24 protein-coding genes and 1 tRNA gene are annotated in these 21,519 nt (G+C 58.8%); 13 read left to right on the top strand and 12 right to left on the bottom strand.

Going from position 1 to position 21,519, the window contains the following annotated elements; genetic code table 11:
* Position 1: 1 nt before the first annotated feature.
* The 7 genes from ACR0EZ_RS07410 (at position 2) to ACR0EZ_RS07380 (ending at position 5,898) form a co-directional block, all read left to right on the top strand.
* Positions 2-1,078: an ABC transporter ATP-binding protein gene (locus ACR0EZ_RS07410; protein ID WP_480612012.1), complete on the top strand. Its 1,077-nt coding sequence runs from the start codon at positions 2-4 to the stop codon at positions 1,076-1,078.
* Entirely contained in the window at positions 1,075-1,938 is an 864-nt protein-coding gene (locus ACR0EZ_RS07405) for a carbohydrate ABC transporter permease (protein WP_085807799.1), read from the top strand. The genes ACR0EZ_RS07410 and ACR0EZ_RS07405 overlap by 4 nt, the downstream gene beginning before the upstream one ends.
* Positions 1,935-2,732 (top strand): carbohydrate ABC transporter permease, encoded by a 798-nt coding sequence (locus tag ACR0EZ_RS07400; protein ID WP_480612011.1) that lies wholly within the window; start codon positions 1,935-1,937, stop codon positions 2,730-2,732. The genes ACR0EZ_RS07405 and ACR0EZ_RS07400 overlap by 4 nt, the downstream gene beginning before the upstream one ends.
* Positions 2,733-2,740: 8 nt before the next feature.
* Positions 2,741-3,142 carry a DUF2160 domain-containing protein gene (locus tag ACR0EZ_RS07395; protein WP_480612010.1) on the top strand — a complete coding sequence of 134 codons (402 nt, stop codon included), beginning with the start codon at positions 2,741-2,743 and terminating at the stop codon, positions 3,140-3,142.
* A gap of 66 nt (positions 3,143-3,208) precedes the next feature.
* Entirely contained in the window at positions 3,209-3,604 is a 396-nt protein-coding gene (locus tag ACR0EZ_RS07390; RefSeq protein WP_480612009.1) for a BlaI/MecI/CopY family transcriptional regulator, read from the top strand.
* Positions 3,591-4,688 (top strand): M56 family metallopeptidase, encoded by a 1,098-nt coding sequence (locus ACR0EZ_RS07385; protein ID WP_480612008.1) that lies wholly within the window; start codon positions 3,591-3,593, stop codon positions 4,686-4,688. The genes ACR0EZ_RS07390 and ACR0EZ_RS07385 overlap by 14 nt, the downstream gene beginning before the upstream one ends.
* Before the next feature lie 289 nt (positions 4,689-4,977).
* Positions 4,978-5,898: a LysR family transcriptional regulator gene (locus tag ACR0EZ_RS07380; protein WP_480612007.1), complete on the top strand. Its 921-nt coding sequence runs from the start codon at positions 4,978-4,980 to the stop codon at positions 5,896-5,898.
* Here the strand turns inward: ACR0EZ_RS07380 and ACR0EZ_RS07375 are convergent.
* The 7 genes from ACR0EZ_RS07375 to ACR0EZ_RS07345 form a co-directional block, all read right to left on the bottom strand.
* Complete coding sequence (locus tag ACR0EZ_RS07375) at positions 5,895-8,312, bottom strand: GcvT family protein (RefSeq protein ID WP_480612006.1); 2,418 nt, start codon at positions 8,310-8,312, stop codon at positions 5,895-5,897. The genes ACR0EZ_RS07380 and ACR0EZ_RS07375 overlap by 4 nt on opposite strands.
* Positions 8,313-9,017 (bottom strand): maleate cis-trans isomerase family protein, encoded by a 705-nt coding sequence (locus tag ACR0EZ_RS07370; protein ID WP_480612005.1) that lies wholly within the window; start codon positions 9,015-9,017, stop codon positions 8,313-8,315.
* Positions 9,010-9,435: an SRPBCC family protein gene (locus tag ACR0EZ_RS07365; RefSeq protein WP_480612004.1), complete on the bottom strand. Its 426-nt coding sequence runs from the start codon at positions 9,433-9,435 to the stop codon at positions 9,010-9,012. Before ACR0EZ_RS07365 ends, ACR0EZ_RS07370 begins: the two co-directional genes overlap by 8 nt.
* A gap of 30 nt (positions 9,436-9,465) precedes the next feature.
* Complete coding sequence (locus ACR0EZ_RS07360; RefSeq protein WP_480612003.1) at positions 9,466-10,971, bottom strand: trimethylamine methyltransferase family protein; 1,506 nt, start codon at positions 10,969-10,971, stop codon at positions 9,466-9,468.
* 99 nt (positions 10,972-11,070) lie between these two features.
* Entirely contained in the window at positions 11,071-11,664 is a 594-nt protein-coding gene (locus tag ACR0EZ_RS07355; RefSeq protein ID WP_480612002.1) for a hypothetical protein, read from the bottom strand.
* 263 nt (positions 11,665-11,927) lie between these two features.
* A complete protein-coding gene (locus tag ACR0EZ_RS07350; protein WP_480612001.1) occupies positions 11,928-12,401 on the bottom strand; it encodes a hypothetical protein in 474 nt (157 codons plus the stop codon).
* A gap of 243 nt (positions 12,402-12,644) precedes the next feature.
* Positions 12,645-12,887 (bottom strand): hypothetical protein, encoded by a 243-nt coding sequence (locus ACR0EZ_RS07345; protein ID WP_480612000.1) that lies wholly within the window; start codon positions 12,885-12,887, stop codon positions 12,645-12,647.
* 276 nt (positions 12,888-13,163) lie between these two features.
* On the opposite strand from ACR0EZ_RS07345, the gene ACR0EZ_RS07340 reads away from it, so the two are divergent.
* The 3 genes from ACR0EZ_RS07340 (at position 13,164) to ACR0EZ_RS07330 (ending at position 14,787) form a co-directional block, all read left to right on the top strand.
* The gene (locus ACR0EZ_RS07340; RefSeq protein ID WP_480611999.1) at positions 13,164-13,580 is read left to right on the top strand and encodes an eCIS core domain-containing protein; all 417 of its coding nucleotides are present in this window, start codon (positions 13,164-13,166) and stop codon (positions 13,578-13,580) included.
* Positions 13,581-13,890: 310 nt separating this feature from the next.
* On the top strand, positions 13,891-14,061 hold the full coding sequence (locus ACR0EZ_RS07335) for a hypothetical protein (protein WP_480611998.1): 171 nt from the start codon (positions 13,891-13,893) through the stop codon (positions 14,059-14,061).
* 30 nt (positions 14,062-14,091) lie between these two features.
* Entirely contained in the window at positions 14,092-14,787 is a 696-nt protein-coding gene (locus tag ACR0EZ_RS07330; RefSeq protein ID WP_480611997.1) for a phosphatase PAP2 family protein, read from the top strand.
* Between the two features lie 137 nt (positions 14,788-14,924).
* On the opposite strand, the gene ACR0EZ_RS07325 is transcribed toward ACR0EZ_RS07330, so the two are convergent.
* Positions 14,925-15,000: transfer RNA gene (locus ACR0EZ_RS07325), tRNA-Lys, on the bottom strand.
* Between the two features lie 211 nt (positions 15,001-15,211).
* Here ACR0EZ_RS07325 and dapF point away from each other — a divergent pair.
* Together dapF and mtaB are read left to right on the top strand one after the other, a co-directional pair.
* Positions 15,212-16,054: a diaminopimelate epimerase gene (gene dapF, locus ACR0EZ_RS07320; RefSeq protein ID WP_480611996.1), complete on the top strand. Its 843-nt coding sequence runs from the start codon at positions 15,212-15,214 to the stop codon at positions 16,052-16,054.
* Entirely contained in the window at positions 16,051-17,307 is a 1,257-nt protein-coding gene (mtaB, locus tag ACR0EZ_RS07315; protein WP_480611995.1) for a tRNA (N(6)-L-threonylcarbamoyladenosine(37)-C(2))-methylthiotransferase MtaB, read from the top strand. The genes dapF and mtaB overlap by 4 nt, the downstream gene beginning before the upstream one ends.
* Positions 17,308-17,317: 10 nt before the next feature.
* Here the strand turns inward: mtaB and ACR0EZ_RS07310 are convergent, their stop codons facing one another.
* The 4 genes from ACR0EZ_RS07310 to petA form a co-directional block, all read right to left on the bottom strand.
* Complete coding sequence (locus ACR0EZ_RS07310) at positions 17,318-17,731, bottom strand: nuclear transport factor 2 family protein (protein WP_480611994.1); 414 nt, start codon at positions 17,729-17,731, stop codon at positions 17,318-17,320.
* 139 nt (positions 17,732-17,870) lie between these two features.
* Complete coding sequence (locus ACR0EZ_RS07305) at positions 17,871-18,656, bottom strand: cytochrome c1 (RefSeq protein WP_480611993.1); 786 nt, start codon at positions 18,654-18,656, stop codon at positions 17,871-17,873.
* A 17-nt stretch (positions 18,657-18,673) separates the two neighbouring features.
* Complete coding sequence (gene petB, locus ACR0EZ_RS07300) at positions 18,674-20,005, bottom strand: cytochrome b (RefSeq protein WP_480611992.1); 1,332 nt, start codon at positions 20,003-20,005, stop codon at positions 18,674-18,676.
* Positions 20,006-20,016: 11 nt separating this feature from the next.
* Positions 20,017-20,601 carry a ubiquinol-cytochrome c reductase iron-sulfur subunit gene (gene petA, locus ACR0EZ_RS07295; protein WP_480611991.1) on the bottom strand — a complete coding sequence of 195 codons (585 nt, stop codon included), beginning with the start codon at positions 20,599-20,601 and terminating at the stop codon, positions 20,017-20,019.
* Between the two features lie 471 nt (positions 20,602-21,072).
* On the opposite strand from petA, the gene ACR0EZ_RS07290 reads away from it, so the two are divergent.
* Entirely contained in the window at positions 21,073-21,513 is a 441-nt protein-coding gene (locus ACR0EZ_RS07290) for a c-type cytochrome (protein ID WP_480611990.1), read from the top strand.
* Positions 21,514-21,519: the final 6 nt, after the last annotated feature.

The raw sequence follows: 21,519 nt of genomic DNA, 5'->3' as shown, positions 1-21,519 counted from the left end.
CATGGCACAGATCAAACTTGCAAACCTGCGACACAGCTATTTCCCCAATCCCAAGGGGCCACAGGATTACGCCCTGAAGGAAATCGACGTTACATGGCGCGATGGCGGGGCCTATGCGCTGCTGGGGCCGTCGGGCTGCGGCAAGTCCACGCTGCTGAACATCATCTCGGGTCTGCTGACCCCGTCCGAGGGGCAGATCCTGTTCGACGGTCAGGACGTGACCGCCCTGCCCCCCGATCAACGCAACATCGCGCAGGTGTTCCAGTTCCCGGTGATCTACGACACGATGACCGTGGGTGAAAATCTGGCCTTTCCGCTGAAAAACCGCGGGGTTGACCCGGCAACGATCAAACGTCGCGTCGACGAGATTGCCGAGATGCTGGACGTCACCGATATGCTGAACACCCGTGCCAGCGGCCTGAGCCCGGACAACAAGCAGAAAATCTCGATGGGGCGCGGGTTGGTGCGCGATGACGTGAACGCGGTGATGTTCGATGAGCCGCTTACGGTGATCGACCCACATCTGAAATGGAAGCTGCGGTCCAAGCTGAAAGAACTGCACCAGCGCGTCAAAGCGACGATGATATACGTGACCCACGACCAGACCGAGGCGCTGACCTTTGCGGATGAAGTGGTCGTGATGCAGGAGGGCGAGGTGGTGCAGATCGGCACCCCGGTTGAACTGTTCGAGCGTCCTCAGCACACATTTGTCGGCCATTTCATCGGCTCGCCCGGCATGAACGTGCTGCCCTGCGACGCCGAGGGCGACCGCGCCGTATTCGAAGGCCATGAGGTGATGCTGGAAGGCCCAACCCACGGCGACGGGGGCCGCACCGATCTTGGTATTCGCCCCGAATATGTCGGCTTTGGCGACACCGGCATTCCGGCGCATGTGACCAAGGTCTCGGACATTGGCCGCCACTATGTGGTCAGCGCCATGGTCGGCAACACGGCGCTGAAGGCGGTGACCGAACATGAGGTCCCCGAACCCGGCTCGCAGGTCTTCCTGAAATTCAAACCTGAACAATCCCGCGTCTACCGCGACGGCTGGATCGCAACCGAGGAGCGGGCGCAATGAGAACGGAAAACCAAAAGGCGTGGTTCTTTGTCCTGCCCGTACTGGCGCTGGTTGCGTTCAACGCGCTGGTGCCGATGATGACGGTGGTCAACTACTCGGTGCAGGAGACCTTTGGCAACAACCAGTTCTTCTGGGAGGGGCTGGGCTGGTTCGAACAGATCCTGCGCTCTGACCGGTTTCAGGCCGCGCTGGGGCGGCAGTTCCTGTTCACCTTCCTGATCCTGCTGATCGAGGTTCCGCTGGGCATCATCGTGGCGCTTTCCATGCCGCGCAAAGGGTTCTGGGTGCCGGTCTGTCTGGTGCTGATGGCCCTGCCGATGCTGATCCCGTGGAACGTGGTCGGCTCGATGTGGAACATCTTCACGCTGCCCAAGATCGGCCTGCTGGGCTATTTCCTGAATGACGTTCTGGGCATCAACTATGATATGACGCAACAGCCGCTGTCGGCTTGGATCACCGTTGTGGTCATGGATGTCTGGCACTGGACCTCGCTTGTGGTGCTGCTGTGCTATGCGGGCCTCGTGTCGATCCCGGACGCCTATTATCAGGCGGCCAAAATCGATGGCGCCAGCCCCTGGTCGGTGTTCCGCTACATCCAGCTGCCCAAGATGAAAACCGTCCTGACCATCGCCGTTCTGCTGCGCTTCATGGACAGTTTCAACATCTATACCGAACCCTTCGTTCTGACCGGCGGCGGTCCCGGCAACTCGACCACCCTGCTGTCGATCGACCTTGTGAAGATCGCACTGGGGCAGTTCGACCTTGGCCCTGCTGCGGCGATGAGCCTGATCTATTTCGCCATCACGCTGCTGGTCAGCTGGGTCTTCTATACACTGATGACAAAGGATGACGCGCAATGAAGAAGCGGTCCCTGATCCCGATCCTCTATATCGCGTTCCTGATGCTGCCGATCTATTGGCTGGTGGCGATGTCCTTCAAGACCACGAACGAGATCCTGTCGGGCTTTTCCCTGTTCCCCCAAACCTTCACGCTGGAGAATTACATCACCATCTTCACCGATCCGACATGGTACTGGGGCTATATCAACTCGATCATCTATGTGACGATCAACACGGTGCTGTCAGTCTGTGTCGCTCTGCCTGCGGCCTATGCGTTCTCGCGCTACCGGTTTCTGGGTGACAAGCAACTGTTCTTCTGGCTGCTGACCAACCGGATGGCCCCAGCGGCAGTGTTCGCGCTGCCGTTCTTCCAGCTCTATTCCTCGATCCACCTATTCGACACCTATCTGGCCGTAGCGCTGGCGCATACGCTGTTCAACGTGCCGCTGGCGGTGTGGATTCTGGAAGGCTTCATGCGCGGTATCCCCAAGGAGCTGGACGAGACGGCTTATGTTGATGGCTATTCCTTCCCGCGCTTCTTCATAACAATCTTCCTGCCCAACATCAAAGCGGGCGTCGGCGTCGCCGCTTTCTTCTGCTTCATGTTCTCGTGGGTGGAAATGCTGCTGGCCAAGACCCTGACGGCGGTCGAGGCCAAACCCATCGCCGCCGTGATGACCCGCACCGCCTCCAGCGCGGGGTACGAGCTGGGCCTGCTGGCGGCAGCCGGGACGCTCACCATCATACCCGGTGCCATCGTCATCTGGTTTGTCCGCAACTACATCGCGCGCGGTTTCGCGATGGGCCGTGTGTGAGGTTCGATATGCGTAAACTTCTTCTCACCCTTCCCTTCCTGCCTTCGATGGCATTTGCCCAGCAAGCCGGGTGGGGCAATGTCGGCCAGCAGGAGGAAAAAGGATTCTCGTGGACCGCCCCCCTGTGGCCCGATTTCTGGATGGCCTGGACCCCGGCGACGCTGGCCGTATTCGTGGGCATCTTCTCGGCCATCGCTCTGATCGGGGTATTGGAGGGGTTCAAATTCCGCGACGGCCTCGAACGCCGCGGTGTGCTTGGCCTGACCACCACGTTGGGGGATCGGTTGTTCATAACGCTGCTGGGCTCGGCCTACATCTTCCTGGCCTGGCTTGGGCTGGTGGGCCAACCTGTCTGGACGCCCCTTTTTCTGTCCATCGGCTGGGGCGTTTTCGTCTTCTGGAAAGTTTAAGCTTTGCGAAACAGCGAAAGGATGCTTGTCTGTCAGGCATACTAAGAAATGGCGACACCGAGATCGATGCGAAAGAAAAAGACGACAAATCTGCTGACCGAAGTGGAACTTGAGTTCATGAACGAGCTCTGGGCGCTGGGTCGGGGTTCGGTCCGTGATGTCCTTGATCGCCTGCCACCTGATCGCAATCTGGCCTACACATCCGGCGCGACCATTCTGCGTATCCTTGATGAAAAAGGGTTCGTCGAAAGTGAGAAGAACGGCAAGTCGCTGATCTACAGACCCCTGCTGGAAAAGGACAGGTACCAGTCGCGGTCGCTGCAGAATCTGTCCCGGACCCTGTTTGACGACACGCCCGCAACGCTGGTTGCAAGGCTGGTCGACGATGCGGGGCTGACAGAAGATGATCTGGAGGAAATTCGAGCACTGGTAGAGAGGAGACTGCAAAATGACAGCGGTTAAACCGGTTCTCGATGCGTTTCTCGAGTTCAACGTTGTGCTTGGATTGTCAGCGCTGATCTGGCTGGCAATGCGCGGGGCCCTGGCGCTTACGCCCATGCGGTACGGCTTTGTTGCTCAGCTTCGTTCGCTCAAGATACTCTGCATCTGCGTTCTGCTCAGCCCGGTTCTGGCAATGGGTGTCACTGGTTTTGTCAGTCAGCTGTGGCCGGGACGCGTTGTCGCGCTGGGAGATCTCGCCGTGGCGGCCTATCTGCGCGGCGAAATCGCCATGCCGGCTGCGCAGTTCGAAACCCTTCTGAACACGCGCGAACGCTGGGTCGATCATGTCCTGTCAGGCAATTCTGTCTTGGTGACTTGCGCGTTGGTTGCGCTGGCGCTGGTGGCGGCTGTTCTGGCACTTCGGGTTGTCCGCAATGCACTTGCAATTCGCAAGGCTGTTCGGTCCAGCTTTCTTTGGCGGCAGTCGGCCAAGGTGGACATTCGTCTGTCAGATCGCGTAACCGTGCCATTTGCGGTGCGCGGCCTTCGTCGCCGGCACGTCGTTTTGCCCAGCCATCTGCTGAACTCGCCACGCGATTTGCGCTTTGCTCTGGCACATGAATTCCAGCACATCCGCGCGCTGGACGTGGAATGGGAACTGGGATTCGAGCTTCTGCGCCCGCTGCTGTTCTGGAACCCGGCCTATCTGGCCATGAAGCATCAGTTTGACCGGCTTCGCGAATTGGCCTGCGATCAGTCCGTCGTCTCGCGCAAGGGGATTGACGCTACCGACTATACCACCTGCTTGCTGGATTACTGCACCCGGTCGGTCAAGCTGAAAAGCCCTCGTATTCTTCATGTGGCCCTGGTTAACGGACCGAAAGCAAAGCATGCTTTGCGTCAGCGCGTCATTGCCCTGACCGATGCACCCGTGACGACAAGCCAGCTGTCAGCGCTTTTCCTTGGGTTGACGCTTTCGCTGGTTGTTGTGCTTGCGATTGGTTCGGCCTCGGTGCGTCAGACCCAGGATTGGAGCCATGATCGTCTGATGCTTTCGACAGTTGTAAATCTGGAACGGCTGGAAGCGCGCAATCAAGGGAATTGACAGACCGCAATGAACGCCCGCCTTGGGTTGGAGAGGTGGGCTTGCGCGGACTGCGAGCAGGTTTCATCGCAGATTCCGTGCTATGACGCTGTTCGCCGTTGCAGATGCTTGATGGGCACCAGTTGACAAAACCGCCATTCGCGCCATACCGCGCAGCGCTCTGAGATTTCGGTGGTTTTATCAGGCCAATGCGGTCTCTGCCGCCTCTTACAACAAAAGTATCGACTTGACCTGAGATGAATGGCAATAAAGAAAGTCTCCTGTTTATGTGAATTTCTCTCAGGTTGGCATGGCAGACGGTCCGTTTCTCGATTTGCGTCATCTGAAGATGATCCGTGCGATTGCCGAGTACGGGCGTGTCAATGATGCGGCCGAGGCCTTGGGTGTTACCTCGTCCGCCCTGTCGCATCGCATTAAAGAGGCCGAGCGACGGTTGGATCTGGTTCTGTTCACGCGGATACATAAACGTCTGCGCATGACCCCGGCGGCGGAATACCTTGCCGAGGTCGCGGATCGCGTCCTGTCGGATTTGGACCGCGCGGAACGCGACGTGCGGCGGATGGACCGCGGTGTGGAACATGTCGTGCGCATCGCGGTCGAAGCCTACAGCGCATACCATTGGTTGCCCAATTTCAGCCGCTACCTGCACACCCATTTGCCCGGGATCGAACTGCAGGTCATGACGAGCGTGACGCGCGAACCTGTCGCTGCGCTTACAAATCGGGGGGCCGACATTGTTGTGACCTCAGGCGAGGCAAATCTCATCGGGACACATCGAATTCCGCTGTTCCGGGACGAACTGCTGTTCATTTTTGCGCCGGATCATCCCCTTGCCGCAAAGACCTATGTCGAAGGCAGCGACATCGAAGGCGAAGACTTCATCACCTACACGTTGACGCCCGAGCCGGATCGCGAGTTTGCCCGGCTGTTCCGCCCCTCGGGAAGGTATCCGCGCTGGACCACAACGGTTGAGATGCCAGCGGCCATCATCGAATTGGTGGCCGCCGGTCAGGGCAGCAGTGTGCTTGCCGGCTGGGCCGTGCGCCCGGCCATCCAAGCAGGACGCATTGTCGGAGTGCGCGTCGGCAAGGACGGGATAGAGGTGCCCTGGGGTGCCTTGATCCGTTCCGAGGACAAAGGCGCAGGCCCCATTCTGGACGTTGCGCAAGCCCTTGCGCGGTGGTCCTCGGAAAACGGTGGGTTCGGCTAGGACCGCAGTCTTTCATTCGTAGGGTCATAAACATGATGGGAATGGCGTATCGCCGTGCGTAACTCTCCGAAAGCCTGCACCGAACAGGTTTCCCCCATTCCAAGCGCGCCATTTTCCACATAGCCAAGCGCCAACAGCTTTCCCGTTCGATATCCCATCGAAACCGATGTCAGATATCCGATCACCCGGCCCCCTTGGATGATCGGGTCGGATGGCAGGGGTTCCGGCCCGGGATCGGTGATCTCCAGCCCAACAAAGGCCCATGCAGCTTCTTTCGCAGCCTGTTCTTCAACCGCTTTCTGGCCGGTAAATGCTGGCTTCGACATATTCGCGAATTTAGAAAGACCAGCATCGAACAGCGTGTACTCGACACCAAAGTCGGCACCCCAACCATGATACCCTTTCTCGATGCGCATCGCATTGAGCGCGTAAGACCCGAAATTACAGATGCCAAGCGGGGAACCCGCAGTCCAGATCGCATCGTAGAGGGCGACCAGATCTGAAGTGGCGACATGAAGCTCCCACCCCAATTCCCCGACATAGCTGACCCGCAGAGCCGTGACCGGGATGCCGGCGATTTCGATCTCGGCCAGGCTCATCCACGGGGCGCTGGCCGCGCTCAGGTCGGCGGCGGTGAGGCCCTGCAAAAGATCACGGGATTTTGGGCCCATCACCAAAAGCGCACCGTCCCGAGCGTATCCCTTGGTCAGCCGAACATCGGCATCGCCACAGGCGTCGGCAATCCAGTCGTAGTCGCGATCGACAGCCAGAGTCGGCCCGCACAGCAGAAATCTGTCTTCGGCCAGCCGGGCAATTGTAGCCTCGGACCAGATACGCCCCTTGGGTGTCAGCATATAGGACAGACGCACTCGTCCGACCGACGGCAGCGTTCCGCAGACCACTGTGTCGAGCACCTTGGCCGCGTCGCGCCCTTCCAGAGTGAATTTGGTGAAGCCGCCATGGTCCATGATCCCGACGTGGTCGCGGACGGTTTCGCATTCGGCCCGCACGGCATCCTGCCAAGGTTCGTGACCGAAACTCAAAGCATCTGGATCGTTCGTCTGGCCGTGATCGAACCAGAACGCACGTTCCCAGCCGCCGATCTGCCCCATGATCGCACCTTGCGCGACCAGACGCGCATAAAGCGGCGTTTGCTTCAGCGGACGCCCGGACTCCATAAGCCGGTGAGGGTAAGGGATCGCATATTGCAGGTCATAATGCTCGGACGCGCGGGCTGCGGCGTAGTCCTGCGTGGCCCAGGATCCGAAGCGGCGGGGATCCCAGGCGGACAGGTCCCATTCGGTTTCGCCTGTCGTCAGCCATTCAGCGATGGCTTTGCCGATGGCGGCGGAATGCGTGATGCCAATTTGAACGCCTGTCGCGTGATAGAAATTTCGAACCCCCGCGGCGGGCCCGACAAGCGGAAGCGCGTCGGGCGCATAGGGGATCGGGCCATTCACGAACCGCTGGGCACCCGCTTCGGCAAGCAGCGGCACATGCGAAGAGGCGGCCTCGAACACGGCCATCATCCCGTCGATGTCATCCGGGAAAAGCTGGTGGTCAAAATCCTGAGGCACCCCGTTTTGCCAGACCGGGCGACCTTCATGGGCGTAGGACCCAAGCAACAGGGCGTTGCGCTCGCGCCTGAGGTAAAAGCGGATGTCGGGGTCGCGGATCAAAGGAAATGTGGCCGTGTCCTTTTCCAAAGCAGCCAGTGGCGATGTCACCATGTACTGGTGTTCGAGCGTGACGACCGGCACCTGCAAACCCGCCATGACCGCGATCCGTCCGCCGTTTGAACCGGCTGCATTGATTACGCTTTCTGCAACGATTATGCCGGTCGGCGTTTCAACCTCCCATTCCCCGGACGCGCGCTGACGCAAACCTGTGACAGGTGTGAAGCGGCGTATTTCTGCGCCCAGGTCGCGGGCGTGTTTCGCCAACGCCTGGGTCAACTGGCTGGGGTCGATATCGCCTTCGTAGGGATCAAGAATTCCGCCGCGGACGGTATCGTCCGCCTTCCAGTAGGGATGCATCTGTTCGATCTCGGACGGGGTCAGCATCGACAGCTCAAACCCGGCTGATCGGGACACTCCGCACAGATGGTGGAACAGTTGCATACGGTCGGGTGTATGCGCGGGCCAGATGGCGGACGTGTGGCGATAGGTGATCGGCGCGGCTGGGTCTTTGGCCAACCCTTTGTACAGCCGCCAGGCATAGTTTCCGGCGCGCATGCCCAGCCACGAGTTTGCATAGGTGGGAATATTCCCGGCCGCGTGCCAGGTCGACCCTGCGGTCAGTTCGTTCTTTTCCAGAAGAACGGTATCGGTGATGCCCGCCTTGGCGAGATGATACAGAATGGCGGCACCGACCGCGCCACCGCCGATGACAACAACCTGCGCATGGCTTTGCATTCAGTGTGACTCCAGCAGTTTTCCGAAACCTTTGATCGGATCGTTGATCCCGATCGCGCGCAGCGTTCGCCAGTAGACAGCCGCATTGCAGGCCACGATTGGCTTGCCGTGAACCTCTTCCAACTCGCCAATCAGTGCCACCACAGGCAATGCGGTCCCAACCTGAAGAATGACGTCGCAATCCGAGGCCGCGACTGCCGCAAAGACGGCCCGGATGTCGTCCAACGAGGTTTCACAAATCGCCGGAAGCGACGGCGCTTCGGTGCCCTTGACTGCGACCACATCGAAGCCTGCGCTTTCCGTGTTTGCCTTCACAACAGCGTCGATTTCCGCATTGAACGGCGTGACAATACCAACCCGCTTAGCCCCCAGTCGGCGCAATCCCTCATAGTCTGCCTGCGAGGCGCCGATCACCGGTACGTCAACCTGCTTGGATATGTCTTCGCACCGTGCCTTAAGCTTATCCGGGCCGCCGGGCCCGGCATCCGTTGTCAGACCGATGGCAATGGCCGAAGGCGCGCAGTCCATCAATTTGGCCGCCTCGTCGGGCAAGTCTTCCGACACCGCATCGCCGCCCAAGCGAAAGCGCTGCATCTGATTGGTCACACCGGATGGTCGCAGCAATTCCAATTCGGGTTGGACGACGGTGTTCATGGCGGGTGTCATGACGCCGATTACGGCGCGGGGGGCAAGGGTATCAGCCATTTTCTGTCTCCTTCAGGAATTGGTTCAGCCCGTTCATGCCGCCGATATAGATCGCATCACCGACGACCTGCTCCAATTCAGCGGCGTCGCTTGCCGCACATTCAAAGCGGCTTTGCCATATCCCCAAAGTCTGACCTGTATGGGTGATTGGAAGGAATCGGTGCGTTGCCACGTATCCGGTCACGGGCAGCGGGCTTTCGAGGATGTCATAGGTGTAGAAATGATCGGTATCCGAATGCGCCAGCAAGGTTTCCCGGAACACCGTGCCATCGGCGATATCCAGCTGTCGGACTGTGCCGGTGGCGGTCGGTGATCCGTTTTCCAGACTGGCCCCCACCACGCCCGGGTTCCAGTGCACCACACCGTCAAAGGCGCGAACCGTCGCCCAGACTGTGTTGATGTCGGCATCGATGATCATACTTCTGAAAACATGCATGTCGGTACCTTTTTACGGCTGAAGACGGATAGGATAGCGGGCGCGAATACGCGCTTCCGCCTCGGGATCAAGATGTGCCGAAGGCGGTGCGGCCAGATTCTCTGCTACACGTGTTCGCGCCTGATCCCAGATTGAAAGACAGCCTGCGGACACCCAGTCATCGACACTCTGACGATCGGCAAGCGCAGGGTAGTAGTAGTCAGATTTCATGCGTTTCAGCGTTTCGGTTTCACCCAGATAGTGCCCGTCCTGTGTGACGACACGCTCTACCGCGTCCAGATCGAGCGTTTCCGCGTTCACTTCGATCCCCCTGATGCTGCGCAGGATCGCGCCACACATGTCGTCGTCGATGACCATCGCCTCGGGGCTAGCCACCATGATAGAGCCCAGCATCCCCACCGACAGATTGATCATGTCGGCACCGCCATGGCCCGCCAGAGCGACAGTGTAGCCTTTTTCATAGCCGGCTTGCGCATCGACGACCTTGGAATCCGTCATACCCGCCGAGACGGTGGACGGCAGACCGATATGGGCCAGAAGCTGCGCTGCGGCGGCATTTGCGATCGCAGCTTCACCGCTGCCACCGCTCATTGCTCCGGTGCGCAGGTCGGAGATGAAGGGCATCAGCGCATAGATGCAGGGGCTGCCCTTTTGGATCCCGTCAACCACGACCAAGCCCGCAAGGCATTCCGCCAGACCCTGAGCCAGCGCACCCGCCAGGGTCACCGGACTGGTCGCACCGGCCTGCCCCGCCGAACAAATCTGCGGAATCATGCCTGCCGTCACAGCCTTTTCAAGCATCAAAATGCCTTCGGCGGCATAGGTCAGTGGCGGCACCACATGAACGATGACCGCCATGCAGAACGGTCTTTCGCGGAAGGAGTGCGCAGGGCCAAGCGCCATATCGAACATCTCGACAATCGGATTGATATGGTCCGGGTGGCAAAAGCTGATGCCAATGGGTTTCGACGTCGCCTTAAGGCAGGCAAAGGCGGTGTTGATGTCCAACTCGAACGGGTCCGGCACATCCCTGGCAACTACGGGCCGAACTCCGTAGTGGATATTCGGTGATGCCTCCAACACGCGCATCAGATCGTAAAGATCGATCAGCGTGCTGTCCCTGTAAGTGCCGGTTGCGGCATCAAGCGTCTGCACTGCCGCGCCGCCGGTGCCGATGTGAACCCGGCGACCACCGATCTGCAAATCCCTGTCCCGAGTAAACCCCGGCAAAGTGATCTCGCGCGGGGCGCGGGCCAGCGCGCTTTGGATTGTCTCGGCTGAAAAGCACAGGCGTCCATCCGGGCGATGCCACGCCCCCGCATCAACCGCACGCTTGGTGGCCCCTTCCGGCAAGCCGGACATGCCCACGGTCGCAAGAATATCATATGCATGCGCCTCGATGGCGGCCAGTTCGGACGACGATAACGGCCGCAAAGCGCCGCCTACCTGAAAGGCAGGTGACGGGCTCGGACCCGAGCTATCTTCTGTTGTCTCCCGTCTTCGCGTCCGTCTGACCATTTGCGCCCCTCGACAGCTGTAGTAGAGCGCAAATGTTTGGCATTTAGAATTCAATAAACCGGTTCAGATGGTGAATGAAATTCACGATAGACAGGCCTGTCATTCGGCTATCTGAAAGACCTTCGTATGCTCGATTGCCATATCGTACAAAGAGATTGTCACATGCGTGATGATGTCCTGGCCAACAAATGCGCCTTTCAGAATAAAATAATAGTCAACATCATTTGTATCGCCACCCATTAGGATGGCTCGCCGACCGCCCACAAACTCAAACCCGTCAGAGGCGCGAAAAGCCGCTTCTACACTGTCGCCAAGCTGGGCCATGGCGATTTGTGACAGTTCGCCTGAAAAGGACTCGTTTACGAAGCAGGATTGCTCGATTTGGTTACCTATTTTGTCGCTGACAATCCCGTGTATGCGCGTATCCGGGGGAAAGGGTGATGCACTGATCACGAGGTAATCCACATGTGCCCTGTCATCGGTCCTGATCAGCTCAATCTCACGGGACAAACCGAAATCCTCCATCGGATCGGCATGTACGCCCTCGGGTGCTGCGAATGCGCTGCTGCAAAACTGCTGATACTCAGCCCAGAGTGCATAAAACTGGTCAGCACCTTTCGCGTTTGCCAGCTTCGGGAAGACGGGAACCGCCAACGCCATGACTAGGGGCAGGAAAACAAACTTAAAATTCATGTCTTTAATCTCGCGTTCTACTTCAAAATGATGGTTCCGCGTAACTTTTGACAATTATGGGGATTTGGCCAGCCAAAAAGACGAGCCCGCCGGTTTATTCCTGAAGAACACGCCTGCTGATAGCATTTGCTTACGTTCCGGTCGTACCCTGAGCGGGGTATTTCGTTACGGCAGACCGAACAATAATGACGGATCAAGAATACGCGACACTTGGGATCGAAGAACTGGACTGGCTGCAAGCGTATAGAAGTCGAAGGCTTTTCTTAACAGTTCAGCGTCAATGTCATTGGGCGGTTCTCAAGGTGATCAGCCCCTTCGTCCGGCACTTCGATGGACACCACACCGCTTGAATTCGAAAACGCGCCCGTTCCTCCAATCACAGCCCAGTCGATGACTTCCTGTGCGGTGCCAGAACTCATTGTGTCTGTTGCGTCGCTCAGAGACGTGCTGGTCGCCACAAAGATGCTTCCATTGGGCAGGTTGATTGACCCGTCCACTCGAACGTAATGACCCATTTCCGGTGTTCCGCCCAGGACCGTTGTGACAACATCAAAGGACCCAACGTATAGCCCGTTTAGGTCCTCGAGGAACCAGTGCAGAATGCGTCTGTCGCCGACATCAGCTTCGGTTGGATTATCTCCGACGAACCTTATGGAGGTATTGCTGTGCAGCAGTTCAGTAATGCCGCATCCAATGTGCGACTCCTCAGCATGGCTGGTCGATGCCATCGCCAGCATAGCTGTAACGGATAACGCAAGGCACCGGGTCCTACCCATCGTTCCACTCCCGCTTGGACTTACTGAAAGTCGCTGCCCATTTTTGGTCGATGTTTCCATCGCGAAGGTCCAAACGATAGCAGCCAAACATTAAGCGGGGTCCAACTTCTGGTTAAGTTGGAATTTCGCCGTGGTCGATGCACTCTCGGGCGCAAAGCATCGCAAGCAGGCGGCAAAGAAAGGGCGCCTAAAGCAGATCAAACGCTAGTCGCACGTGAACTTGAGGTCGTAGAATCCATCTCCCACGGGGGTTGCGCTTTCAAACGTGGCGGGTCCGCCGCACTGAACTTCAGCGTTGGCTTGTTCTGCTTCGGTCGGTGTGGGGGTCTGAAATCCTTTGATGATTGCTGTCTCTTCGCCGGCATCAATGGCCGTGCCTTCAATGTCGGTCGGAGTGTCGCATGCTGCCAAGGCAGCAATGAAAGGAATAACTGCAAGACGTCTCATGTATTTCTCCAGGCAAAAAATGTAGGTCCAATAAATCACGTTGTTGCTTCAACACAAAGGAAATGCCGCGCGCCGATGGGCGCCAAGCTCCTGAACCCGGTACAACCGTCAGTGGCGGACGCATCCGCTGGCGTTCAACACAGCGGGCAAAAACAGCACAACCGCTAACCGCCGCCGTTTTTTTGCCAAGGTGTCCGACTTCACTGAACGCCCATACGGAATCGGGCACATCTGCCAAACGAAACAACGGAACATATCGGGCCAAGGAGACACAAGGTGAAGATTGAAGTCAAAGACCTAACTAAGCTTGAAAAAGAGGCGGACAAAATTGGGGCGGCAGCCGTCCGGCAGGCCAAGGTAATTGAACAGGCTGAAAAAGCCTCGCCAGTGGCGAAAAAGACATTGGCACCACTCAAGAAGGCCGTTGCCGTGGCTATGAAACAGGGCAAAGTTGCGCAGAAGGCCATCTCTAGCGCCAAAAAGGCGAAAGGCATGGATGCAAAGGCCAACAAAGACCTTCTGGTTCAGGTGTCGAAGGCCGCCAAGACTGCTTCTGCGGCAAAAAAATTGCTCGGGCATGAGGTGGCGCATGTTGTTCAGCAGGCCGCCCCCAAGGTTAAGCCGAAAGAGATGGAGAAGACATTCGATGAAAAGCTGAAGTTTTGGCAAAACCTCGAAAAGAAGGCGAAGTAAAACGCGCGTATCAGCGGTGTGCAATGCTCTGTTCACGCCGCTGATCTACACTTCCTCACAGAGTTCCCCAAATGCTCATCAGGCAGTCATCGTCATTGCCCGTTAGACCGTCGCGGCAAGCCGTGTGCCGAGGTTGGGGGCTCGGCAAACACGCAATCCGCCGCCGTCGTCGCTGAACCCTCGCCATCACAAGCGCATCGCGGCCTTTTACGGCATGTGTGGTTTCCGGATTAAGCAATCTTAATTCCTGCGCAATATTCCCGGCTGGTACCCGTCACCACATGAGGTTCACCTAATGGGAGTGAGTACCATGAAACACATTGCCGCTTTGGGTCTTGTTGCCCTGAACCTGGCCTATCTGAGCACCCCGGCATTCGCGAATTGCTACTTCGGAACCGATGCCGTGACGGGTTCCGAGAAAATTATCTGCGAGACCGACGGTGGTTTTTCCAGTTGGGGAACCATGATCGCCGAAGCCTGACACAGGTTCTGGAAATGCATTGAAAAAGCCATGGGGGAAGTTGCCGTGTTCAAGAGTTCCGTTGCCGCTATTGCCTTGGTAGCCTTGTGTGGGCCTGCTATTTCAGGTCAGTTCTATCCGCCCAACAGTCTCGACAGCGTCACACTGATTGGCCCTCCGGCTGAACCCGGCACGGCGGAGTTCGACAAGGAAATGTTCGCTGTCATGTGGATGCAGGAAAGTCGAACGCAGGAACAGGTTGATTTCGTGCAAAAACCCGTCGATCTGGAACGTTTCGCACCGATCGTTGCACCTGAATTGTTGGATGTAGATACGCAGGCCCTGAGCGGCATGCTGGATCAAATCATCGACGAGGTGCGCGACGACTACAATCTGGTCAAGGCAAACTACGACATTCCGCGCCCTTTCGTTGTCAATGATAAGGTTGAGCCGGTCGCCACTGCGTTCCCGGTGACGTCCTATCCCAGTGGACATACGATCCGGGCCATTGTTTACACCTCGGTTCTTTCGGATCTGTTTCCGCAGCACTCTGACGCGCTAGAGAAGCTCGGGCGCGAAATCGGTTATGGTCGTGTGATTGGCGGCGTGCACTACCCAATGGACGTCGTTTCCGGGCAGCTGTTGGGCGACGCCTACATGGAGGTCATTCGTGAGCAGCCGGCCTACAAGGACGCATTGGACGCCATCCATCACGGCAATGACGATCCCACTGCTTGGTCTGGTTAGGAGTTGATATGCACCAATACTGCACGGGCAGCACCTGATCCGCTGGACCAATTTCAGGCCACGAACCTGCTTATGCTCGAAGTCAATTACTTGCGTAGCGCAGCCAGGTTCAGCGTATTTTTCTTTTTTGAAAAAAGTGGTGAGCCGTGCAGGATTCGAACCTGCGACCCACTGATTAAAAGTCAGTTGCTCTACCAACTGAGCTAACGGCCCACTCTTTTGATGGATCTTGTCGATCCGTGGCGCTGTCTAAGGCATTTTCCCGATCGGGTTCAAGACCTTATTTTGCACCTCGTTTCGCCGGATATTACCTTATGTCCAGCGCCCCGATAGGCGGCCTAATTAGGTGGGTGGCGCGGGGGGGTCAAGACCTTTTTTCCGGAATCTGCGCTACAGGGTGGATTCATTCAAACGGCAGCGTTATATGCCCGCCATGCAACAAATACCGAACTCTGGTTTGCCCTTTATGAAGATGCACGGGCTGGGCAATGACTTTGTCATTGTGGATGCGCGCGCGCAGCCTGTTGCGGTGACGCCCGCCTTGGCACGGGGAATCGGGCACCGGCAGTTCGGGGTCGGGTTCGACCAGCTTGCGGTGATCGAAAACGGCGAATCGGATGCGCATCTGGTGTTTTACAACGCGGACGGGTCGACCTCGGCCGCGTGCGGGAACGCCACGCGCTGCATCGCGCGGTTTCTGATGGACGAGACCCGCAAATCCGACCTGACCCTGACAACCGAACGCGGTACGCTTTATGCGCGCGACGCGGGTGAGGGGCTGACCTCGGTCAATATGGGCCATCCACAGCTGGACTGGCACGAGATCCCGCTGGCGGAAGAGGTCGATACGCTGGAACTGCCCATCGAGGGCGGCCCGACCGCGACCGGCATGGGCAACCCGCATTGCACCTTTTTCGTCGAGGATGCCGAGGCGATCCCGCTGGCCGAGTTCGGTGCGCGGTATGAATATCATCCACTTTATCCGGAACGCACCAATGTGCAGGTGGCTCAGATCATCGGCGCGGATCATATCCGCATGCGCGTCTGGGAGCGCGGCGTGGGGATCACGCTGGCGTCTGGCTCGTCCTCCTGCGCGACCGCTGTGGCCGCCGCGCGGCGCGGGCTGACCGGGCGCAAGGTGCAGATCGAGTTGGATGGCGGCACGATCCGGATCGACTGGGGCGAGGATGGTGTCTGGATGACCGGACCCACGGCGCATGTGTTTTCCGGCACGCTGACGCCGGAATTTCTGGAGTCGCTGGGATGAACCCGCCGAAGTTTACCACGCTGGGCTGCCGCCTGAACGCCTATGAGACCGAGGCGATGAAAGAACTGTCGCAGCAGGCCGGGCTCAGCAATGCGGTCGTGGTCAACACCTGCGCTGTCACCGCCGAGGCTGTGCGCAAGGCCCGGCAGGAGATTCGCAAACTGCGCCGCGAAAACCCCGATGCGCGCCTGATCGTGACCGGCTGCGCCGCCCAGACGGAACCCGAGACCTTTGCCCGGATGGAAGAGGTCGACGCGGTGATCGGCAACACCGAGAAGATGCAGCCCGAGACCTGGAAAGGCATGGCCGCCGATTTCATCGGCCAGACCGAGGCGGTGCAGGTCGATGACATCATGTCCGTCACGGAAACCGCAGGCCATCTGATCGACGGGTTCGGCACCCGCTCGCGCGCCTATGTGCAGGTTCAGAACGGCTGTGACCATCGCTGTACCTTCTGCATCATCCCCTATGGCCGCGGCAACTCGCGCAGTGTGCCTGCGGGCGTTGTGGTGGACCAGATCAAGCGGCTGGTGGACCGGGGCTATAACGAGGTTGTGCTGACCGGTGTGGACCTGACCTCATGGGGCGCGGATTTGCCGGCGCAGCCCAAGCTGGGCGATCTGGTGATGCGGATACTCAAGCTGGTGCCCGACCTGCCGCGCCTGCGGATCAGTTCAATCGACTCGATCGAGGTGGATGAGAACCTGATTCAGGCCATCGCGACCGAGCCGCGCCTGATGCCGCATCTGCACCTGTCGCTGCAACATGGCGATGACCTGATCCTGAAACGGATGAAGCGCCGCCACCTGCGCGACGATGCCATCCGCTTCACCGAAAAGGCGCGCAAACTGCGCCCCGACATGACCTTTGGAGCGGACATCATCGCGGGATTCCCGACCGAGTCCGAGGCGCATTTCGAGAATTCACTGAAGCTGGTCACAGACTGCGACCTGACCTGGCTGCATGTGTTCCCCTATTCCAAGCGCAACGGCACGCCCGCGGCCCGTATCCCGCAGCAGGTCAACGGGATCATCATCAAGGACCGCGCCGCCCGCCTGCGTGCCGTCGGTGAGGCGCAGATCAGCAAACACCTGTCCGCCCAGATCGGCAAAACCCATCATATCCTGATGGAAAACCCGCATATGGGCCGCACCGAACAATTCACCGAAGTCTGTTTCAAAGCCCCTCAGACCGAAGGGCAGATTGTGCAGGCAAAGGTCTCGGGCCACGCAAACGGGCAGTTGCTCGCCTGACCCACGGGTCTTAGCTGACAGCGGCGGCAACGGCGGCGGTGTCGTATAATTCCTCGTATTCGCAGACCAGACCATCCCGGAAGCGGCAAATGACGACCACGCGGGTCTCGGCCAGTTTTCCGGTGGTCTTGTGGGTCCAGGCCGTGGTTCCGATGCCAACCACCCGGTCGCCCTGTTCCACCGTTTCCATCAGGGTCCAGTGCTGCATTTCGAACGCATCGGTCAGGTCTTTGAGATAGGCGTGCATCTGCGCGCGACCCTGTCGGCGGCAGCTGAACTCCAGACCGTAATCCCCCTCGCCCAGCGAGCACATGCACAGATCGTCGGTTGTGTACTGATCCCACATCGTCAGGTCTGCGCCCTTGCTGTCATTCCATTTGGCATAAGCTTCGCGCAGTTTGTCCGCATTCGACTGAACGCTCATAATTCCCCCTCCTGAAAATGTGCTTGCTCAAAACGACCCGACCGCGGGCGGGCCGAGGGCAGTATAGCACCGATTGGGGCAGACAAAAAAAGCCCGGCGCTGGTGGCCGGGCTTTTGCGTTTTGAGAGATGCGGTTCCGTCAGACCGATTTCTTGCCTTTCACAGGGGCCCACAGGCGCTTGTTCACAAGGTACAGGATCACCGACAGGAAGGTCAGAAACAGAACGCCGACAAAGCCTGCGGTCTTGCGCTCCATCATCTTGGGCTCAGCGGCCCACATCAGGAAGGCCGAAACGTCCTCGGACATGGCTTCAACGGTTGCCGGGTGCCCGTCCGCGAAATCGACCTGATCGTCCGACAGCGGCGGAGCCATCGAAATCCAGCCGCCCGGGAAGGCTTTGTTTTCATAAAGGACAGTGCCTGCCTCTTCCTTTTCTTCCCCGGTGTAGCCGTCCATCAGCGAGGCGATGTATTCCGCGCCGCCCATGCCTTTGACCAACTGGTTGATACCCAGACCGTAAGGGCCATGGAAGCCCGCGCGCGCCTTGGCCATCAGGCTCAGGTCCGGTGCGCCGACGCCGGTATTGGCCGGGAAGTGGTCGGTCGGGATCGCCGGGCGGAAATCGTCCAACTCGGGGTCGAAGACTTCGAAGTTGGTCGCCGCATAAGCGATAACTTCTTCTTCGGAATAACCCAGCGCTTCCAGATCACGCAGGGGGACATATTGCAGGCCGTGGCAGGCGGCACAGACCTCGGTATAGATCTGCAGCCCGCGCTGAAGCTGATGCTCGTCCCAGGTCCCAAAGGGGCCTTCGAACGAGAATGCGAAGTCTTCGATGTGCTGCTCGCCGCCACCTGCCGCGAAGGACGCAGCAGGGGTAACGGCCAGGGCAAACGCGGCACCGATTGCAAGTTTCTTGAACATGTTTCCGGTCCCTCTTCTTACTCGGCCGGCGTGGCGTCGGCGTTCGCCTTGCCATAATGCGCGTTGAAGTCTTCTTCGATGGTTTCCGGCGGAAGCTCGGGCTTTTCGATCACTCCCAGGATCGGCAGGATCACGAAGAAATAGGCGAACCAGTAGGCCGATGCGATCAGCGAGAAGGTCGCATAGGGTTCTTCCGCAGGCATCGCCCCCAGCCACATCAGGGCGAAGAAGTCGATGATCAGCAGGTAGAACCACCATTTGAACATCGGGCGGTACTTGCCCGACCGCACGCTGGATGTGTCCAGCCACGGGGCCAGAGCCATCGCCAGGATCGCACCGAACATCGCGATCACACCAAAGAACTTGGCGTCGATGATGCCGCCGGTGATGAAGCTGGCGAATTGCACCACCCAGACCTCACCGGTGAAGGCGCGCAGGATCGCGTAGAAGGGCAGGAAGTACCATTCGGGCACGATGTGGGCGGGTGTGACCAGCGGGTTGGCCTCGATATAGTTGTCGGGGTGGCCCAGATAGTTCGGCATGTAGCCGACGATGGCCCAGAACACGACCAGAATGACGGCCAGCGCGAACAGGTCCTTGATCACGAAATAGGGCCAGAACGGCAGCGTGTCTTTCTCGGCCTCGGCTTTCGAGCCACGGCGCACTTCAACACCTGTCGGGTTGTTGTTGCCGGTGGTGTGGAAGGCCCAGATATGCACGATCACCAGCGCCGCAATCACGAACGGCAGCAGATAGTGCAGCGAGAAAAAGCGGTTCAGCGTAGCATTGTCCACCGCCGGTCCGCCCAGCAGCCAGGTCTGGATCGCCTCACCTACAAACGGGATCGCGCCAAACAGGCCGGTGATCACGGTCGCACCCCAGAAGGACATCTGACCCCAAGGCAGAACGTAGCCCATGAAGGCGGTGCCCATCATCATCAGGTAGATCAGCATCCCGATGATCCACGTGATCTCACGCGGGGCCTTGTACGAACCGTAGAACAGGCCACGGAAGATGTGGATGTAAACCGCGACAAAGAACAGCGACGCGCCGTTCATGTGCAGATAGCGCAGCATATAGCCGCCATTCACGTTGCGCATGATGTGTTCGATGCTGGCAAAGGCCAGATCGACATGCGGGGTGTAATGCATCACCAGAACGATACCGGTGACGATTTGCAGCGCCAGGCAGAACGCCAGAACGATGCCCCAAATCCACCACCAGTTCAGGTTCTTTGGCGTTGGGATCATGAGGGTGTCATACAGAAGGCCGACAATCGGCAGGCGGCTGTTCAGCCACTTTTCGCCATTTGTCTTCGGCTCGTAATGATCGTGGGGAATTCCGGACATCAGGCTCTCCCTTAGCCGAGTTTGATGGTGCTGTTGTCGACCCACTCAGCGGGCGGGACAGGCAGGTTTTCAGGCGCGGGGCCTTTGCGAATACGACCGGCAAGGTCGTAGTGCGAGCCGTGGCAGGGGCAGAACCAGCCGCCAAAGTCGCCAGCATCGCCCAGCGGCACACAGCCCAGGTGGGTGCAAACGCCCATCTGAACGATCCACGCGCCCGGCGCTTCGCCCTCGGGCGAGGGCATCACGCGGTTGGCGTCGGTCGCGGGGGCATCGGCATTCAGGTTGAAGTTCCGCGCCAGCGGATCAGGCAACGCGCCCACACCTTCGGCATCCTGATCCTGCGCTTTCTGGATCTCGGCACCGGTGCGGTGACGGATGAACACCGGCTTGCCCAGCCATTTCACGGTCAGCTGCGTGCCCGGCTCGACCCCGCTTACGTCCACACGGATCGAGGACAGCGCCTGCACATCCGCCGAGGGGTTCATTTGATTCACCAGGGGCCAAACGGCTGCCCCCGTCGCAACGACACCTGCGCCGCCAGCGACGTAGTACAGGAAATCTCTGCGGGTGCCTTCGTGGTCTTCTGCGTGGGACACGAGGTTATCTCCGATTATCTGGCGCCCGCGGACGGGCAAATAGCTCGCGCACCGCACGAATGCGGTGTCTTAACCGCGCTTACTATCGGGGAGAATAGAGTTCGTCTAGCGGTCATAAACGCGCAATACGCCGCATCTGCGCATATTGCCACAACGTGGCGGGCTTTTTTCATGATTCTCGGGCACAAGTTTTACCGATCCCCCCGGATCGGGCCGATTCGATTCGGCCCCCGTGCCGGGACGGCAGACAGCGCGCAAACCCGCCAGCAGGCACGTCTGCACCGCAACGCAACTGATCCGATTGATGCGGGATCGGACAAGAAGCCCGCCGCCCCTGCGCGTTTGTTCACCGATAAATCACGACTGAGAAATAGATTTTTTCTCAACTCAGGTGAAGCCACGTTTCCGGTTGCACTTTTTACGCGAATACCGGAAAGCCCCGATGACACGTACTCCAATCAGGACCCCCCGATGTTCAAGACCCCCCTGGCCGCCACGCTGTTGCTGGCGGCCCTGTCCACCCAAGCCGCCGGCGATCCGGCAAAAGGCGAAAAACTGTATAACCGCTGCTCATCCTGCCACGCGATCATCAAAGATGGCGAGGTGCTGGTAAAGGGCGGAATCACTGGCCCGAATCTCTATGGCGTCGTGGGCCGCGTTGCGGGTTCTGAAAACGACTACCGCTATGGCAGCGAACGCCTGCCCATCGGCCTGTTCACCGACGACATGATCCGCGCGGGCGACGAAGGTCTGATCTGGACCGAAGAGAACATCGCCACCTATTCCAGGGACCCGATCGGTTTCATCCAGACGTTTCTGGATGACGAAACCGCCCGCCCGAACATGAGCATCAAGCTGAAGAAGGGCGCCGAGGATATCGCCGCCTATCTGGCCACATTCACCGCGCCCTAAACCCGG

This window comes from Ruegeria sp. AK4 (assembly GCF_056541025.1).
This window is presented reverse-complemented; position numbering and strand designations above follow the sequence as displayed.

Coding starts and splice junctions, on each gene's coding strand:
- ACR0EZ_RS07410 (WP_480612012.1), top strand. CDS start 2: ATGGCACAGATCAAACTTGCAAACCTGCGACACAGCTATTTCCCCAAT.
- ACR0EZ_RS07405 (WP_085807799.1), top strand. CDS start 1,075: ATGAGAACGGAAAACCAAAAGGCGTGGTTCTTTGTCCTGCCCGTACTG.
- ACR0EZ_RS07400 (WP_480612011.1), top strand. CDS start 1,935: ATGAAGAAGCGGTCCCTGATCCCGATCCTCTATATCGCGTTCCTGATG.
- ACR0EZ_RS07395 (WP_480612010.1), top strand. CDS start 2,741: ATGCGTAAACTTCTTCTCACCCTTCCCTTCCTGCCTTCGATGGCATTT.
- ACR0EZ_RS07390 (WP_480612009.1), top strand. CDS start 3,209: ATGCGAAAGAAAAAGACGACAAATCTGCTGACCGAAGTGGAACTTGAG.
- ACR0EZ_RS07385 (WP_480612008.1), top strand. CDS start 3,591: ATGACAGCGGTTAAACCGGTTCTCGATGCGTTTCTCGAGTTCAACGTT.
- ACR0EZ_RS07380 (WP_480612007.1), top strand. CDS start 4,978: ATGGCAGACGGTCCGTTTCTCGATTTGCGTCATCTGAAGATGATCCGT.
- ACR0EZ_RS07375 (WP_480612006.1), bottom strand. CDS start 8,312: ATGCAAAGCCATGCGCAGGTTGTTGTCATCGGCGGTGGCGCGGTCGGT.
- ACR0EZ_RS07370 (WP_480612005.1), bottom strand. CDS start 9,017: ATGGCTGATACCCTTGCCCCCCGCGCCGTAATCGGCGTCATGACACCC.
- ACR0EZ_RS07365 (WP_480612004.1), bottom strand. CDS start 9,435: ATGATCATCGATGCCGACATCAACACAGTCTGGGCGACGGTTCGCGCC.
- ACR0EZ_RS07360 (WP_480612003.1), bottom strand. CDS start 10,971: ATGGTCAGACGGACGCGAAGACGGGAGACAACAGAAGATAGCTCGGGT.
- ACR0EZ_RS07355 (WP_480612002.1), bottom strand. CDS start 11,664: ATGAATTTTAAGTTTGTTTTCCTGCCCCTAGTCATGGCGTTGGCGGTT.
- ACR0EZ_RS07350 (WP_480612001.1), bottom strand. CDS start 12,401: ATGCTGGCGATGGCATCGACCAGCCATGCTGAGGAGTCGCACATTGGA.
- ACR0EZ_RS07345 (WP_480612000.1), bottom strand. CDS start 12,887: ATGAGACGTCTTGCAGTTATTCCTTTCATTGCTGCCTTGGCAGCATGC.
- ACR0EZ_RS07335 (WP_480611998.1), top strand. CDS start 13,891: ATGAAACACATTGCCGCTTTGGGTCTTGTTGCCCTGAACCTGGCCTAT.
- ACR0EZ_RS07330 (WP_480611997.1), top strand. CDS start 14,092: ATGGGGGAAGTTGCCGTGTTCAAGAGTTCCGTTGCCGCTATTGCCTTG.
- dapF (WP_480611996.1), top strand. CDS start 15,212: ATGCCCGCCATGCAACAAATACCGAACTCTGGTTTGCCCTTTATGAAG.
- mtaB (WP_480611995.1), top strand. CDS start 16,051: ATGAACCCGCCGAAGTTTACCACGCTGGGCTGCCGCCTGAACGCCTAT.
- ACR0EZ_RS07310 (WP_480611994.1), bottom strand. CDS start 17,731: ATGAGCGTTCAGTCGAATGCGGACAAACTGCGCGAAGCTTATGCCAAA.
- ACR0EZ_RS07305 (WP_480611993.1), bottom strand. CDS start 18,656: ATGTTCAAGAAACTTGCAATCGGTGCCGCGTTTGCCCTGGCCGTTACC.
- petB (WP_480611992.1), bottom strand. CDS start 20,005: ATGTCCGGAATTCCCCACGATCATTACGAGCCGAAGACAAATGGCGAA.
- ACR0EZ_RS07290 (WP_480611990.1), top strand. CDS start 21,073: ATGTTCAAGACCCCCCTGGCCGCCACGCTGTTGCTGGCGGCCCTGTCC.